General features: G+C 68.7%; 8 protein-coding genes. 5 read left to right on the top strand and 3 right to left on the bottom strand.

Features of this window, described 5'->3' with window-relative positions; genetic code table 11:
* Positions 1-21 precede the first annotated feature (21 nt).
* The 3 genes from ACREB4_RS11180 to ACREB4_RS11170 all read left to right on the top strand — a co-directional run bounded on the left by ACREB4_RS11180 (position 22) and on the right by ACREB4_RS11170 (position 3,042).
* Complete coding sequence (locus tag ACREB4_RS11180; protein ID WP_431588294.1) at positions 22-378, top strand: DUF1428 domain-containing protein; 357 nt, start codon at positions 22-24, stop codon at positions 376-378.
* Between the two features lie 68 nt (positions 379-446).
* On the top strand, positions 447-1,154 hold the full coding sequence (gene tagF / locus ACREB4_RS11175; protein WP_431588293.1) for a type VI secretion system-associated protein TagF: 708 nt from the start codon (positions 447-449) through the stop codon (positions 1,152-1,154).
* A gap of 40 nt (positions 1,155-1,194) precedes the next feature.
* Positions 1,195-3,042, top strand: a complete 1,848-nt coding sequence (locus ACREB4_RS11170; protein ID WP_431588292.1) for a serine/threonine protein kinase — start codon at positions 1,195-1,197, stop codon at positions 3,040-3,042.
* A gap of 19 nt (positions 3,043-3,061) precedes the next feature.
* On the opposite strand, the gene ACREB4_RS11165 is transcribed toward ACREB4_RS11170, so the two are convergent.
* From ACREB4_RS11165 to ACREB4_RS11155, 3 genes are all read right to left on the bottom strand, one after another.
* Positions 3,062-4,435, bottom strand: coding sequence for a caspase family protein (locus ACREB4_RS11165; protein WP_431588291.1), 1,374 nt, complete (start codon positions 4,433-4,435; stop codon positions 3,062-3,064).
* A gap of 61 nt (positions 4,436-4,496) precedes the next feature.
* A complete protein-coding gene (locus tag ACREB4_RS11160; RefSeq protein ID WP_431588290.1) occupies positions 4,497-13,529 on the bottom strand; it encodes a filamentous hemagglutinin N-terminal domain-containing protein in 9,033 nt (3,010 codons plus the stop codon).
* A gap of 13 nt (positions 13,530-13,542) precedes the next feature.
* Positions 13,543-15,306 (bottom strand): ShlB/FhaC/HecB family hemolysin secretion/activation protein, encoded by a 1,764-nt coding sequence (locus ACREB4_RS11155; protein WP_431588289.1) that lies wholly within the window; start codon positions 15,304-15,306, stop codon positions 13,543-13,545.
* Between the two features lie 102 nt (positions 15,307-15,408).
* Between ACREB4_RS11155 and otnI the strand changes: the two genes are divergently transcribed.
* Both otnI and ACREB4_RS11145 read left to right on the top strand, forming a co-directional pair.
* Positions 15,409-16,236: a 2-oxo-tetronate isomerase gene (gene otnI / locus ACREB4_RS11150; protein WP_431588288.1), complete on the top strand. Its 828-nt coding sequence runs from the start codon at positions 15,409-15,411 to the stop codon at positions 16,234-16,236.
* On the top strand, positions 16,233-16,693 hold a 461-nt coding region (locus tag ACREB4_RS11145; protein ID WP_431588287.1), incomplete at its 3' end, for an alpha/beta fold hydrolase. The genes otnI and ACREB4_RS11145, both read left to right, overlap by 4 nt.

Raw genomic sequence — 16,693 nt, 5'->3', positions numbered from 1 at the left:
CCCCAACCCAAGGAGAACGACATGGCTCATTACGTTGATGGATTCGTGGTCCCCGTGCCCAAGGCCAAGCTCGACGAATACCGCAAGATCGCCGAAACCGCCGGCCAGGTCTGGAAGGAACATGGCGCCCTGCAGTACTGGGAATGCGTGGCCGACGATGTGAAGCCCGGCAAGCTCACGTCCTTTCCGCAGAGCGTGCAGCTCAAGGACGACGAGGTCGTGGTGTTCTCGTGGATCCTCTACAACACGCGCGAAGAGCGCGACGCCATCAACGCCAAGGTGATGGCCGATGAGCGACTCAAGAAAGAGATGGACAACATGCCCTTCGATGGCGCCCGCATGTTCTGGGGTGGCTTCAAGAGCATCGTGGAGCTTTGATCTGAACGGCAGGCGCCGTTTTTTCGGTCATCATGCTGGAGCGCTCAACATCCCCTTCGCTCCTTTACATGACCGCAACGCCCCCCATCCCCGGCTGGTACGGCAAGCTGCCCACCCTGGGCGACTTCGCCTCGCGCCGCCTGGAAAGCAGCTTCATCGACCCTTGGGACGCCTGGCTGGCCGAAGGCCTCACCGGCCTGCGCGCCCAGGACGAAACCACCTGGCTGGACCACTACCTGGCCAGCCCCGTGTGGCGCTTCGTGCTGATGCCGGGTGTGATCGGCCTGGGCACGGCCATGGCCGGCGTGCTGATGCCCTCGGTCGACCGGGTGGGGCGCTACTTCCCGCTCACGCTGGTCGCGCCGATCACACCCACGCCGTCCAACGCGGCCGACACCGAGGCGCTGCTGGCCTGGTTGCACCAACTGGACGACGCCGCTGCCGACGCCCTGCACGAAGACTGGTCGATCGACCAGCTCGAAGCCGAGCTGGAACGGCTGCCCCCCCCCACGCCAAACACACCCGCCTCACAGGGCGCGTCGGCGCTCGATGCGGTGTTGCAAGGCCAATCGCCCCATGCCAACCTGCCGACCGCCAGCCGCGCCGACCTGCAAGCCCTGCTCGCCCACAGCAGCGCCACGCAATGGCAAGCCGCCGCCCAAGGCCTGGCCTTCTGGTGGGCCGAATCGGCCGAAGGCGCACCGCGCAGCCTGGTTTCGCGCGGTTTGCCACGGGGCGACGGATTTGCCGCCCTGCTGGGCAGCGCCGCCGCCTAGAATCACCCACGCATCACCAGCCCGAGGTCTTGAGCAGCGCATGAGCGATTCACCCGACGACGACCGCACCGTCATCAAGCCGGTCACCCGCCTGCAGGCTCCGCCCGCCGCCGCGCCCACCCCCGCCGCCCACGACGACCACGGCAATGCCCTGCCCGTCGGCACTTACCTGGGTGAGTTCGAGATCACCAGCATGCTGGGCGAAGGCGGCTTCGGCATCGTCTACATGGCCTGGGACCATTCGCTGGAACGCCGCGTGGCGCTCAAGGAATACATGCCCTCGGCCCTGGCGGCGCGCAGTGGCGGCACGCAGGTGTCGGTCAAATCAGAGCGCCACCGCGACACCTTCGAAGCGGGCCTGAGGAGCTTCGTGAACGAGGCCAAGCTGCTGGCCCAGTTCGACCACGCCTCGCTGGTGAAGGTGTACCGCTTCTGGGAAGCCAATGGCACGGCCTACATGATCATGCCCTTCTACGAAGGCCAGACGCTCAAGCAGGCCCTGAAGGACATGAACGGCCCACCCGACGAGGCCTGGCTGATGGGCATGCTGGCGCCCCTGACCGAGGCGCTGGAAGTGATCCACGCCGAGCAGTGCTTCCACCGCGACATCGCGCCCGACAACGTCATCCTGCTCAAGGGCAGCGGCCGCCCGCTGCTGCTGGACTTCGGCGCCGCCCGCCGCGTGATCGGCGACATGACGCAGGCCCTGACCGTGATCCTGAAACCTGGCTACGCCCCCGTCGAGCAATACGCCGAAGTGCCGGGCATGAAGCAAGGCGGCTGGACCGACCTCTATGCCCTGGCCGCGTCCATCCACTATGCCATCCTGGGCAAGACGCCGCCACCCGCCGTGGGCCGGCTGATGAGCGACCACTATGTGCCGTTGTCGCAGCAGGTGGCGGGCAAGTACAGCGAACGCTTCCTGAACGCGATCGACCAGGCCCTGGTCGTCAAGCCGGAAGACCGCACGCAAAGCGTCGCCGAACTGCGCGCCAACCTGGGACTGGGTGGCGTCGATTTCAACCCCATGGTGACGCAGCCGGTGAAGCTGGCCACGCCTGGCGTGCAGGCGCCAGCGCGCACGCCGCCCTCGGCCACTGGCCAGAAGACGGCCTCGCCCTCCGCCCAATCGGCCACCCCGGCGTCATCGCGCACCGGGCTGATGATCGGCGCGGGCGCCCTGGCCTTGGCAGCCGTGGGCGGCACCGCCTTCTGGCTGTTGACGCCATCGTCACCCTCGCCTGGCGCCAAGGCCCCCGTGGTGGCCGACACCAGCCCGGCCGCTGTCACGCCACCACCCGCCGTGGTCGCAACACCACCGGCGCCCGCGCCAGCCCCGGTGGCCACGACGCCCCCGGTGATCGACGGCCTCTTCGATGCCCTGCGCGAGTTCGACCGCATCATCGGGGCGCAAACGCCCGGCTTCGGCGTGGAGGCGGCCTCGGTCAAGCCCCAGTTCCGCATCGGCAAGGACCGCCTGGGTTTCACCGTCAAGTCCGCCCGAGAAGGCCACGTCTACGTGCTGCTGCAAAGCACCGAAGGCGAGTTCATGCAGCTCTTCCCGAACAAGATGGCGCGCAACAACCGCATCAAGGCGGGCCAGACCCTGAACCTGCCGCAAGCGACCTGGCCCATGGACGTGGCCGGCCCCGCGGGCACCGACCATTTCCTGGTGATCGTCTCAGCGCAGCCGCGCAACTTCGACGCGGCCGGCTTGAAGAACGATGGCGGCTTCGGCATGTACCCCAAGCCCGACGCCGCGCTGGACATCGCCAAGCGCCACACCGGCCCGGGCTCGGCGTTCGCGGGCACGGTTCAATGCCAGGGCGGCCCGGGGTGCGATGACGAATACGGCGCTGCCAAATTCTCGTCGGAAGAGGTGCCGTGAGCCCGCCCGGGCCCACCCATCACTTGCGGTAGTGGTCCAGCGTGGGTGGCGGCGTGTAGCCCAGCTCACGCGCACGTGACTCGAACTGCGCGGCCAGCAGGGGCTGGTCTTGCCCACGGTAGTACAGCGCCAGCTCGTAACTGGCGATCCCGTTGCCCAGGGCCGAGGCAAACTGCATCCAGCCCTCGAAACGGTTGGGGTCAGTGCTGACACCGTCCTGGCCCTGGCGGTACATGCGCGCGATCCGCGCGGCCGCGTCCTTGTCGCCCCAGGCGGCCTTGCGCAGCTCACGCAGCAGGCTGTCCGGGCTTTCGGGCTTGGGGCTGAAGGCGCTCTTGAACAGGCGCACGTCGTTGCGCTGCATGGCCTTGGCCGCGTCGGTCGCGCCTTCGCGGGCCACCTGCGCCGAACCGGCCAGCTTGCCGCCGGGAAAGCGCTTCAGGTATTCATCGGCGCGCTTGACGACGTCGCCTGGCCAGTAGCTTTCCTCCACCTGCTTCCACAGGGTTTTCTCGTCGACGTTCTCGAACGCGACCTCGCCCCCAGGCGCTGCTGGCTTGAGCGCCAGGCGCGTGCGGATCTGGGTGTTCTCGGCGATGAAGGGGAACTGCGCCACGGCGCGGATGGCCTGGATGGGGTGGTTCAGCATGGTCTGCTGCACGTCCAGCTTGACCAGGCGGAACAGGTCGGAGAAGGTGGTGTCGTCCGAGGCCGATTGCATGACCTTGACCAGCGAAGCCGTGTAGAAAGTGTTCTGCGTTTCAACCGCCGGGGCGATGGCCGGCTTGCCAGCACCCGTGGCGAAGGCGATCAGGCAACCCAGCGGCGCCTCGACCTGGTTGAGGCCGCCTTCGGCGCGCAGCGAGGTGCGGCAGGCATCGATCACGACCATGCTCAGGCCCTTGGGACGGTGCGGCAGCGCATCGACCAGGTCGCGCTTGAGCATCAGGCCATTGCCCAGCAAGGTGTCCTCCTTGCCGCTGGGGTTGGTGCCCGCGCCCAGCAGCAGGTTCTCGGCATCGACCTGCATGCCGTGGCCCGTGAAGTAGAACAGCACGGTCGCGTCGGCCGGGGCACCCTGCACGCGTTTGGCGAACGACTGCATGGCATCGCGCAAGACCTTCACGTCCTTGTCGGACACCACGGTGACCTCGAAACCGCGCTTCTCCAGCACGGCCTGCACGTCGCGCAGGTTCTTGTGAACTGGCGGCAGGTCGAAAGGCGAGGGATACGCGCGGTTGCCCACCAGCAGCGCGAAACGCGGCGCCGAAGATTTGCCGGAGGGCGCCGCCGCGGCATTGCCATAAGCGTAGTCGGCCCCCAGGGTCACCGATGGCAAGCCCAGGGCCAGGGGCAGGACAATGACTTGGCGGCGGTTCACGGTTGGTTTCACGGTCGGGCTCAAAGGTGGTCGAACTTCAAACTGTATGCCAAACGCGTGTCGGCGTGGCCAATCATTGACAGCCCAGCGTGGCCGTGGGGGTGCAGGTGGCGGGCATGCGGATGGACTCGGAGCCCTCGGTGGCCGGGCGGCCGGCGCCCACCTCGGCGATCACGCCGGTGCGCAGGCGCGACGACACGTTCTCGGTGCGCACGGCTTCGTCGAAACGGGCCCGGCGGGATTCCTCGATCACGGCGGTGACCGCGCTCAGGGCCCCCACTTCCTGCGGGGTGGAGGGCACGCGCCCATTGAAGTACACCTGGATTTCGCTGGCCTTGCTGGTGCCATCGTAGAAAGGCACGTTGCCATCGGAGCCGCCCAGGTAGACCGCCGAAGAGCCGGCGCCCGCGCCCTTGGGCCGCACGGTCAGGTAACCGCCCTGGGCGCCGCCCACGTCCACCTGGATCCAGCTGCTGGTGGCGGGCGTGCCGAACTGGTTGATGACGGTGGGCTGCTTGAGCACCAGGGTCAGCGCCGCCACCGAGCTTTCGATGCCCTGCGCGTTGATGTAGGGCAGGCGCGCGCGGACCTTGGTGCCAGCGGCGGTGCTCAAGGTGTTGGCCGTGAGCTTGACGGCATCGGCCTCGATGCCGGCGGCGCGGATCTGGTTGGAGTCCACCCGCACGAAGCTCAGCGGCAAGGTGCCACTGCCGGCGAAGCGCGCGGTGTTGCCGTCGCCGGCCGGGCCGCTGACGGCCTTCAGATCGCCAGCGATGTCGTTGGTCGTGTGGTCGACCAGGATGGAGCCCCGGTTGGCCGCCTGCAGGTCCAATGTCGAGCCGCCAGCGGTGGTGATGGTGCCGCCGGTCTGCCGGATGGCTGCAGCGGCTTCCTTGACCACCAGGTTGCCGGTGACCAGGCCCGGGCGCGCGCTCAGCTCCGGATCGTTGAAGGCCACGCCCGCGCCGGGTCCGGCACCCGCCGCCAGCACCAGCGTGCCGCCGCCCAGGGTGAGCGAGTCGGACAGGGTCAGCACGCCATCGGTGCTGATGTGGCCGCCCAGGCCCAGGTTGACCACGCCCAGCGCCAGGTCGCCGGCCGTGTGCAGGGTGACGGTGGACGCCACCAGGGACAGGATGCCGCTGGTCGTGACCGGGTCGTTGTAGGTTTGCGCGCCCGTGGTGCGCACGGCGCTGGCGTCGATGCGGGTGCTGCCCGGCGCGTCGGTGGTCACGCTGGCGAGTGCCGTGGTTCCGCCCACATTGCCCTGGAAGCGGGTGACGCCCGCGGTGTTGACCGTCAGCGCGTGCGCGCCATCGACGGTGGACTGGAAGCGCACCTCGCCCGTGCCGCTTTGCAGCGTGGTGTTGCCCGCCAGGGTCAGCGCGCCGGACAGGATGTCGACGGCACCCGTGTTGCGGCCAATGACCTGCTGCGTGAAACCAGAGGTCTGGTTCAGCAAGGCCTGGGTGATCTGCAGGTCGCCCGCCGCGCCGGCCAGGCCGATGGAGGTGGCGCTCAGCGGCAGGATGGACAGCACGCCCGACCCCGAGATCGCACCGCCCGAGGTGAGCGTGTTGGCGACCAGGGTCAGGTTGCTGCCCCCGGTCACGCCGCCCGCGAACTGCTGCGTGGCCGCCGAGAAGGTGGTGTTGCCCACGTAGGTCACCGCATCACCGAAGGTCAAGGCGCTGCTGGCGCGGACCTGGCTGGCGTTGAAGTGCGTGCCGCCACCCGCATCGGTGCTCAGGCTGCTCAAGGCCGTGGAGCCTCCCACGTCGCCCTGGAAGCTGGTGACGCCCGTGGTGTTGACCGTCAGCGCGTGTGCGCCATCGACCGTGCCACCGAAACTCACCGCGCCGGAGGCACTTTGCACCTTGGTGTCGCGGGCCAGCACCAGCGCGTTGGCATTGATCGCCCCGGTGCCATCGGTGCGGCCGATGGTCTGCGAGGTGAAGCCACTGACCTGGTTCAAGGTGGCCTGGGTGATCTCCAAGGCGCCCACGCCACCGGCCAGGCCGATGGTGGTGCCAGCGCCGGTGGGCTGCAAGGTGAGTTCGCCGCTGCCGGCCAGCGCACCGCCCAGGGTCAAGGAGTTGGTGGAGAGGGTCAGGTTGGTGCCGCCACTGGCGCCGCCTCCCAGCGACAGCGTGGGCGCCGCGAGGCTGACGTTGCCGCTGTAAACCACCGCATCGCCGAATGCCAAGGCCGTGGTGGCGCTGAGCGCACTGCCGCTGTCCAGGTGCGTGCTGCCGGCCGCGTCGGTGCTCAAGGAGGTCAGGCCGGTCACGTTGCCGAAGGTCGTGACCCCGGCGGTGTTGGCGGCCAAGGCGTGCGCGCCGGTCAGCGCGCCAAAGGCGATGGCGCCCGTGCCGCTTTGCACCGTGGTGTCGGCGCTGAGGGCCGAGGCGCCCACGTTAATGGCGCCCGTGCCATCGGTGCGGCCGATCACGCGCTGCGAAAAGCCCGAGACCTTGTTCAGGTCGACCTGCAAGGCGCCCGCGCCGCCGCTCAGGCCGATGGTCGTGCCCACGCTTTTGGGCGCGATGGTGAAGGTGCCCGTGCCGGTGATGTCGCCCACCACGCTGATGGCATCGCCCGACAGGTTCAGGTTGTTCGCCCCGGTCAGGTCGCCGCTGAAGGTCAGCGATGAGCCGTCGAAGGTGGCCGCGCCACTGGACACCTGGACATCGCCCGCGTAGCTTTGCGCGCCGGTCGTGGTCAGGCCGTTGGCGCCGATGAAGCGCGTGGTGCCCGTGCCGGTCTTGGTGAGGCTGCTCAGGCCGGCGATGGAGCCGTTGAAGTCGACCAGGCCCGGCGTGGCAATGGACAGGGCGTGGCTGGCGCCCACCAGGTTGGCCAGGCTGACGCTGTTGGCGCTCAGCGCGGTGTTGGCCGACAGGGTGACCGGGTCGCCATAGGTCTGCGCGCCCGTGGTGCTCACCTGGGCCGGCAGGACCGTGCTACCGCCTGCGGTCGTCGTCAGGCTGGTCAGCGCCGTGTTGCCACCCACGTTGCCGTGGAAGGTGGTGGTGCCGCTGTCATTGACCAGCAGGGTGCGTGCCCCATCGACGGTGCCATTGAAATCGACCGTGTTGGCCGTGACCGTGGTGTTGGCGCCCAGGGTCACCGCGCCGCCATAGGACTGCGCGCCCGTGGTGCGCACGCTGCCGCCATTGAGGTTGGTGGCGCCTTGGGTGGACAGGCTGCTCAGGGCCGTGGTCGCGCCCACGGCGCCGCCCAGGGTGGTGGTGCCCGAGGCGTTGATGGCCAGGGACTGGTGGCCGTCCACCGTGCCGCCCAAGGTGACGTTGGTGCCGGTGAGCGTGTTGTTCACACCCACCCCCAGCAGGGTGTTGCCAGCGTAGGTTTGTGCTCCACTGGTCGTCACGCTGCCGCCGTTGAGCCGGGCCAAGCCCGCCACGTTGAGGGACGTCAGCGCCGAGGTGCCGCCCACCGTGCCGTTGAAGTAGGTGCCACTGGCGGTGCTGGTGCCCAGCGCGTGGGCGCCATTGAGCGCGCCGCCAAAGAAGACGTAGTCGGTGTTGGACGTGAAGCTGCTGTCGGCCCCCAAGGTGGCCGCGCCCGCGTAGTACTGGAAGCCCGTGGTGCGCACCCCGCCGTTGTCGAACTGCGCCGCGAAGTTCGGGTTGGTCAGGTACAGGTAGCTCAAGGCCTGGCTGCCGCCGACGGCCTGTGCGAAACGCGTGTTGCCCGCGCTGGTCGTGATGGTGAGCGACTGGCCGCCCGCCGACGCGCCATTGACGGTGTTGCCGAAATTCACCGCACTGGCGTTCAAGGCGCTGCTGCTGTCCAGCACCACCGCATCGCCATAGTTCTGGGTGCCCGAGGTGCTGACGGAGGCGCCCAGGCGCGTCGTGCCGCCCACGTCGGTGGACAGCGTGGTCAGGCCCGTCACGTTGGCCGTGATGCGGGTGGTGCCGCTGGTGTTGAGCGCCAGGCTGTGCGCCCCGCTGACGGTCGACATGCTGATGGCCGACAGCACATGGATGTCGCCCGTGCCGCTGAGCAGCGTCAGGTTGGTCGGCAATTCGAAGCTGCCGCCAACGGTGCCCAGCGTGATGGTGCCGGTGCCGTCGGCGCGGCCCAGGGTCAGGCTGGAGAAGCTCGCGAAGTCGTCGAAGGTGTTCTGGTCCACCACCAGCTCGCCCCCGCTGCCCGCCGCCTGGACCAGGATGTTGCGGCCCGCGGTGTAGGTCGCGAGCTGCGCCGCACCGGTGCCCGACAAGGTGCCATTGACGACGAAGGCATCGGCCAGCAGGCCCAGGTCGTGGGTGCCGGCGGTCAGGTTGCCGTTGAAAGTCAGGGACGTGCCCGTGAAGCTGGTGTCGTCCAGCAGGTTGACCGAACCGCCGTAGGTTTGAGCACCGGTGGTGGTGATGTCGCCTTCGGTGTAAGTCTGCCCTCCCACGTTCAGGCTGGCGATGTTGACCGTGCTCATGAAGTAGGCGTAGCCGCCCAGCGGGGTGATGGCCAGGTGGCGGGCGCCGTCCACGGCGCGCTCGAAGGTCAGCGTGGTGCCGTTCATCGCCACGTCGTTGGCCAGGGTGACGGTGCCCTTGTAGCGCTGCGAGCCGGCCGTGAAGATGCTGCTGGCGCCCACCCGGGTCGGGCCATCGACCACCAGGCTGTTCAGGCGGCTCACGGTGCCAATGTCACCGTTCAGTCGCACGGTGCCGGTCGTGGTGGCGGCGTTCAGGGTGTAGGCGTTGTCGACGTTGGTGTCGATCTGGCCGAAGACGATGTCGGCCGAACCGTTGCGCACCGCCAAGCTGCGGTTCAGCGCCGTGCCGCCGGTCATGGCGCCGAAGGTGATGTCGCCTGTGCCATCGGTGCGGCCCACGGTCAGGCTGCCAAAGCTGGCGAACTTGTTGAGCAGGGCGCTGGTGACCTGGAAAGCGCCCGCGCCGCCGGCCACGCCGATCGTGGTGCTGGCCAGGCGCGCCGCGATGCTGGCGTTGCTTGTGCCGGTGATGCTGCCGGTGACGTTCAGGGCGTCGGCGAAGACCGACAGGTTGTTCGCGCCAGCGGCCAGGCTGCCGTTCACCGTGAGGTCGCTGGCCGTGAACGTGGTGCCCGAGGCATGGCCCAGGTTGACCGAAGCGGCCGTGTAGGTCTGGGTGCCCGTCGTCGTCATGGCACCGCCATTGACGTCGACGGACGCGGCGGTCACGCCCAGGCTGCTCAAGGCGGTGCTGCCGCCCACGGCGCCGTCAAAGCGTGCTTGGCCCGCGCCCGCGTTGACCGCCAGGGCTTGCGCGCCATCGACCTTGTCGCGGAAGCGCACATTGGCGCCATGGCTGTTCACGGTCACCGCGCCCCCCAGGGTGACGGCGCCGGTGTAGTCCTGCGCGCCCGTGGTGTTGACGTCGGCGCCCAGCGTGGCCTGGCCTTGCACACTCAGGGCCCCCACGCCAGCGATGGCCGCCGTGGTCTTGATGGCATCGGCCGCCACATTGCTGCTCTTGATGGTGAGGTCGTGGGTGGCCCCGCTCACGCCGGCCAGGCTCACCTTGGCGGTGCCGGCATCCATCGTGACGTTGCTGGCCAGGGTCGTGGTGTCGCCGTAGGTCTGGTTGCCGGTGGTGGTGACGTTACCGCCCAGCGTGGATTGGCCTTGCACGTCGAGCGTGCGGAGGTTGCCGATGGTGCCCGTGGTCTTGATGGCATCGGCCGCGGCGTTGGCGCTCTTGAGCGTGAGGTCGTGCGCACCGCCGCCGTCCACGCTGGTCAGCGAGATCTTGCCGGGGCCAGCCTCCATCGACACGTCGGCGGCGGCCAGCGTGACCGCGCCGCCATAGGTCTGGTCGCCAGCGGTCTTGACCAGGCTGGTGTTGACCGTGACGGGACCGTTCAGGCTGAGGCTGTTCAAGGCATCGGTGCCACCGATCAGGTCGTTCAGGCTGATGGTGCCGGTGGTCTGCGCCTCCAGCGCAAAGGCCCCATCGAGCTTGGCGAAGGTGACCGCCCCGGTGGAACTGCGGACCACGGTCTTGGTCGGCAGCACGAAGTCGCCAAAGCCGACGGTGTAAGCGTTGGCCGCGTTGCCCACCACGATGCTCTGGTAGGTGCTGAACTTGTCGAGCAGGGCCTGGCTCAGTTGCAGGGTGCCGGCGCCCGCGGGCAAGCCACCCGCCACGCTGATGCTGCCCGTGTCGGACAGGGGTTCGAAGGTGGCGTTGGCGGTGCCGGTGGCGGTGCCGGTCAGGGTGATGGCGTCCGCCCTCAAGCCCACGTTGTTGGCGCCGGCCGCCAGGTTGTTCAGGTTCAGGTCGGCGCCCTTCAAATTGACCGGCGCGGCCAGGGTCAGCGTGCTGTCGTAGGTCTGGCCACCCGTCGTGGTGACGTTGCCGCCCAGCGTGGCCTGGCCTTGCACGCTCAACACCGCCGCGTTGGTGATGGCGCCCGTGGTCTTGATGGCATCGGCCGCCACGTTGCTGCTGACCACCGTCAGGTTGTGCGTGCCGCCATCGACCGCCGCCAGGGTGATGGTGCCCGCGCCCGCGTTCAATTGCACATTGGCGCCCAGCGTGGTGGTGTCCGTGTAGGCCTGGTTGCCGGTGGTGGTGACGTTGGCCCCCAAGGTGGACTTGCCCTGCACGTTCAGCGCGGCCGTGTTGCCGATGGCGCCTGTGGTCTTGATGGCATCGGCCGCCACATGGCTGCTGACCACCGTCAGGTTGTGCGTGCCGCCATCGACCGCCGCCAGAGTGACCTTGCCCGCGCCGGCGTCCAGTTGAACGTTGGTGCCGAGGGTGGCCGTGCCGGTGTAGCCCTGGTTGCCCGTGGTGGTGACGTCGCCGCCCAGCGTGGCCTTGCCTTGCACGCTCAGCACCGCCGTGTTGGTGATGGTGCCGGTGGTCTTGATGGCGTCGGCCGCGGCGTTGCCGCTGACCAGCGTCAGGTTGTGCGTGCCGCCGTCCACCGAAGTCAGCGAGACCTTGGCGGCGCCCGCGTCCAGCTGCGCATCGGCCGCGAGCGCGACCGGCCCCGTGTAGGTCTGGTTGCCCGTGGTGGTGACGTTGCCACCCAGCGTGGCTTTGCCTTGAACGCTCAGCACCGCCATGTTGCCGACTGTGCCGCTGGTGGTGATGGCATCCGCCGCGGCGTTGGTGGTCAGCACCGTGAGGTTGTGCCCGCCGCCATCGACCGCCGCCAGTGACACCTTGGACGCTGCCGCGTCCAGCTGCGTGTTGCCGGCCAGCGTGGTCGTGCCCGTGTACGCCTGGTCGCCAGACGTGGTCACGTCGCCACCCAGGGTCGACTTGCCCTGCACGTTGAGGTTCACCACATTGGTGATGGCGCCCGTGGTCTTGATGGCATCGGCCGCGGCGTTGCCGCTGACCAAGGTCAGGCTTTGCGCCTGGCCATTCACCGCCGCCCCCAGCGACAACTTGCCCGCGCCCGCGTTCAGCGTGACAGGGCCGGCCGCGGCGGTCAGGTTGATGCCGCCACTGGACAGCGCGCCATCCAGGGTCAGGCCGTTGCGGGTGATCACGTCCGCCTTCAAAACGATCTGGTCGCCGGCCGTCAGTTGCAGCCCGAAATTGCCCGTGTTGGCCGAGGCATCGATCGCCGATGACACGGTGATGGCCTTGTCGGCGGTCAGGTGCACATTGGCCAGGTCGAGTTGCGCGACCACGGCTCCGGCGGTGATCTTGCTGACCGTGCCGGCGCCGCCGGCGTTGGCGTTGAAGGAGGCGGTCGTCAGGTCCACGCCCCCCGCGTCGTTGTTGAGGTCGGGGCCGGCGGCCACGATCTCGATGTTCCTCGGGTCGAGCAAGAGCGTGCCCTTGGCCCCCCCGGCGCCGCCGCGCAGGTCGGTCTGGCCCCGGTAGTCCAGCGTGTCGTGGCCGGACACTTCCGCCCGCCCGCCGTTGCCGCCCAAGGCGCCGCCGCGCGCCGAGATGTTGCCCAGGAAGCGCGTGTCGCCATCGGCCCAGACCACCACCTGGCCGCCATCGCCCTGCGCGGTGGCATCGGCCTGGATGCGCACATCCCGGCCCACCAGCGTCTGGCTGGCGCGCCGCGCCGTGCCCTGGCCCTGGAAGTCGCCGCCCACCTTGACGCTGCCGCCGCCGGCCGCGCCCGAAGCATCGATGCTGGCCTGCCCGAACAAGCCGACCCGGTCCCCCAGGATGCTGACCGAGCCGCCCTGCTGCCCCGCTTGCAGGCCCGACACATCGACCTGCCCGGTGACGGAGGTCACGCCATGGTCGCCACCATCGATGACCACGCGGCCCTGTTTCATGCCCAGGCTGCGCGCCTGCACCACGCCACTCATGTTGAGCACGGTGTCGGCGAACTGGCCGCGCGCGGCGGCCATCAGCTCGACCGAGCCGCCATCGGCCTGGATGCGGCCGAGTTGCGACAGGCGCGCGCCGGCCTCCTTGCCCTCGACTTCGAAGAACAGCAGGCCGTCGCCTTCGACGTCGACCAGGAGTTTGTCCGCGGCTGCCAAGCCCACACGGCCATTCGTGGCATTGATGTCGCCCTTGTTGATGACCTGGCGTCCTGCCAGCACGACCAAGCCTTCATTGGCGTTGATGGTGCCGTCATTCCGGACCACACCAGCGAGCGCTCCACGCCCATCGGTTGGATTGGACGTCAACAAGATGCGGTCGTTCAGGAAATCATGGAGCGAGAGGCTCATGGTGGTCGCCACCAGGCTGCCCACGTCCACGCGCGCATGCTCTCCAAAGACGATGCCGTTCGGATTGATCAGGAACACTCGCCCATTGGCCTGCAGCTGCCCCAGGATGAAGCTGGGGTCGTAGCCGGTGACCTGGCCCACGAAGGTCGACGTGGTCGTGGGCTGCTGGATGATGACCTTGTTGCCCACGCCGATCGAAAAGCTGTCGTACTGGACATAGGCCTTGTGGCTGCCCTGGTTGATGTTGAGCGTGCTGGCGTTGGGCTGTGTGGTGGTCACGTCGCCGTAGACCACCTTGCCCTGCGATGGCAGGGCCTGGGCCAGCACACCTTCGGACAGGACGAGCAAAGCGGCCGCCAACGGCAAGGGCCTCAAGGCGAAACATCCGCGACGAGCGAGGCGGCGGGCATGGGTCAGGGTGCTGCGGTTCATGGTCGGCTCTCGCTCAGAAATACTTGGTCATCACCGCATAGGCGCGGGGCATCTTCTTGACCGGATCGCTCGTGCCTTCGCCGTTGAGCGGCCAGGCCAGGTTCAAGCGCAAGCCAAACGATTGGGGCCGGTCCCAGATGGCCCCGATGCCGGCGCCGCTGAGCGTGGCCGTGTTGACCGCGCCAGGCAGGGCGCTGAGCGAAGGCAGGCTGGGGTCGTGGCGGAAGGTGGCGTGGCCGACGTCGTAGAAGGCGCTGAACACCATCTCGCGCGAGACGCGGCCGAACCACGAGTCCAGCGGCAGGAAGCGCAACTCGGCGGTGAACAGATCACCCTCGTCGCCCGTGCCTTCGCCCGGCGCAAATGCGCGCACGCCCGAAGGCCCACCCAGGCTGAAGCGCTCGGTGGTGTCCAGGTTCTGGAAGGCGCGCTGGCCCTTGTAACGCACGTACAGCAGCAGGCGGTTGCTCACCAGGTTCTGCAAGCGCGAATAGCCCGCCGTCACTTTCTGGTACTCGGGCGGCGTGTCGCTGGGCACGAAGCCCTGCTGGTAAGTGAGGTGCCCGTGCAGGGCGCTCAGCTCGTAGGTGTTGACGCCACCGGTCAGCATGTTGTCGCGGAAGTCGCCCACCACGCCGATCTGCACGTCGTCGCTGCGCTTGCGGGTATTCAGGCCGATCTCGCGGCGGTCTTCGAATGCCTTGTGCTCGAAACTGGCCAGCGCGAAGAGGTTGAGGTTGCGCGAACGCACCAGCGGGTACAGGCCAAAGACGTTGGCCGCCGTGGCATCGCCGTTCAGGCCCACGGGGAACGCGTCCTTGTCGAGTTCGTACCGCACCTTGGAGGCCGAGGCCCCCAGCTTCAGGCCATCGGAGCCCACGGGCAGCACGTAGCTGATCAGGCCGAAGGCCATGCCGCCGGTGCTGGTGCTCATGGCGTTCAGCACCAGGCCGTCGCCGCGCCCCAAGGGGCTGGCGACGGTGCCGACCAGGTTGAAGCGCCCGGTGCCGGAGTAGCGCGACCCGTAGGTGTCCAGCTCGGCCTTGCCCGAGAAGCGCGCCTCGCTTTGCGGGGACACCACCAGCGAGGCCGTGCCCGGGTAACGCCCGGCCTTGACCTCGAAGCGCGCGCGGATGCCTTGCAGGTCGTTGACCATGAAGACGACGCGCTCGACATCGCGCACGCGCAGGATTTCGCCGGGGCGCAGGCGCGTCAGGTAACGTTCGACCACCTCGCGCTGCACGATCATCTTGTCGGGCCACTGCAACAGCACCTGGTCCAGCCGGCCTTCCATCACCGCGATGTGGATCACGCCGTCCTCCTTGGGCGACTGCTCGGGCAGGTAGGCGTGCCCCAGGTAGTAGCCCAACTCGCGCTGCATGTAGCGCGACACCGCGGCAGCGGCATCCACCATGTCTTCGTAGCTGCGGCCCTGGCCGGTGTAAGGCGCGGTGAGCTTGGCCAACACATCGCGCGGCACGTCGTTCAAGCCATCGACCGCGTAGGCGCTCACGTCCAGGGTGATGTCGTCGGAGGGTTTGCCCAGCTCCTTGGGCATGGGTGCCGGGGTGGGCACTTCGGCGGCGCTTTCAGTCGGCGCCTGGGCGGCGGCGCGCCCCTGCTGCAGCTGTTGGGCCGAGGGGATCACGCCCGGCGCGGGTTCCACGGCCTGGGACCAGGCGGCCACTGAAGGCAAAGTCAGCAGCACCAGGGACAGCCCCCGGGAAAGAACGCTCGGCAGACGCACAGTGAGATCCTTCAAAAGTGGTGCGGGCATGGTGACCGCCCTCGACTGGCGCCCTGGTACAACCCAAGCGCAGGTTATAACCGTCGCCACCCGTTTACGCACTCCCTAAGCCCTGGGGGTTGGACGCGCACCATGAACCCCACTTCCCCCTTGAAATTCGCGGCGAATCTGTCATGGCTCTACACCGAGCTGCCCTTCCTGGACCGCTTCCAGGCGGCGGCACGCGATGGTTTCCAGGGCGTGGAGTGCCTGTTCCCGCACGAACACCCGGAAAGCGAGATCCGGGCCCGCCTGCGTGACCTGGGGCTGGCACTGGTGCTGTTCAACGCCGCCCCAGGCGATTGGGCCGCTGGCGAACGCGGCCTGGCCAGCCTGGACGGGCGGGAAGCCGACTTCCAGGCCAGCGTGCTCAAGGCCCTGGACCTGGCCCGGCGCCTGGCCTGCCCCCGCGTGCACCTGATGGCCGGCCTGTGCGCCTTGGATGACCGCCCCCGCGCCCTGGCCACCTATGAGCAACGCCTGGCTTGGGCCGCCGACCAAGCCGCCAGCGCGGGCCTCGTCGTCATGATCGAACCCATCAACCCGCGCGACATGCCCGGCTACCTGCTCAACCGCCAGGCAGACGCCCAGGCCCTGGTCCAGCGCATCGGCTCCCCCCACCTGCAAGTGCAGCTCGACCTGTACCACTGCCAGATCGTCGAAGGCGACATCACGCAGCAACTGCGCCAGGCCCTGCCCACCGGCCGGGTCGGCCACCTGCAAATCGCCGCCGTGCCCGACCGGGGCGAACCGGATGCCGGCGAACTGCACTACCCTCACGTCTTCGCCGAATTGCGCGCCCTCCGGTGGGAGGGCTGGATCGGCTGCGAATACCGCCCTCGCCAGCGCGGGCCGGGCGGCACCTCCGCCGGCTTGAACTGGCTGCGCGACGCCACCGCCTCGAAAGAAGGTTCTCCATGATCCCGATGATCCCCCCCACCGTCAGCACCCGCGACGGCCTGGCTCTGGTCACCCGCCACTGGCCCCTGCCCAATGGCGTGGCCCCGCGCGGCGTGGTCTGCCTGGTCCACGGGCTTGGCGAGCACATCAACCGCTACGAGCACGTCGCCCACCACCTCAACACCTGGGGCTGGGCCGTCGTCGGCCACGACCACCGCGGGCATGGCCGCTCACCAGGCGGTCGCGGCCGCCTCGCGCAGGGCGACGACCTGCTGCACGACCTGGCCTCGGTGCTGGACACCATCCGCCAGGCCTACCCAGGTCAGCGCCTGCTGATGATCGGCCACAGCCTGGGCGGCCTGATCGCCGGACGCTTCGTCGCCGCCCAGGCCAGCCCGCCCGAGGCCGCGCCCTGGGCCCGCCCCGTCGACCTGCTGGTGATGTCATCCCCGGCCCTCGACCCGGGCCTGAGCTGGTT

It is taken from the genome of Aquabacterium sp., from assembly GCF_050725395.1.
Taxonomy (GTDB): Bacteria; Pseudomonadota; Gammaproteobacteria; order Burkholderiales; family Burkholderiaceae_C; genus Aquabacterium.
Note: the sequence above shows the minus strand (reverse complement) of the source record. Positions and strands in the feature narration are given on the sequence as shown.

Coding starts and splice junctions, on each gene's coding strand:
- ACREB4_RS11155 (WP_431588289.1), bottom strand. CDS start 15,306: ATGCCCGCACCACTTTTGAAGGATCTCACTGTGCGTCTGCCGAGCGTT.
- ACREB4_RS11170 (WP_431588292.1), top strand. CDS start 1,195: ATGAGCGATTCACCCGACGACGACCGCACCGTCATCAAGCCGGTCACC.
- ACREB4_RS11160 (WP_431588290.1), bottom strand. CDS start 13,529: ATGAACCGCAGCACCCTGACCCATGCCCGCCGCCTCGCTCGTCGCGGA.
- tagF (WP_431588293.1), top strand. CDS start 447: ATGACCGCAACGCCCCCCATCCCCGGCTGGTACGGCAAGCTGCCCACC.
- ACREB4_RS11180 (WP_431588294.1), top strand. CDS start 22: ATGGCTCATTACGTTGATGGATTCGTGGTCCCCGTGCCCAAGGCCAAG.
- otnI (WP_431588288.1), top strand. CDS start 15,409: ATGAACCCCACTTCCCCCTTGAAATTCGCGGCGAATCTGTCATGGCTC.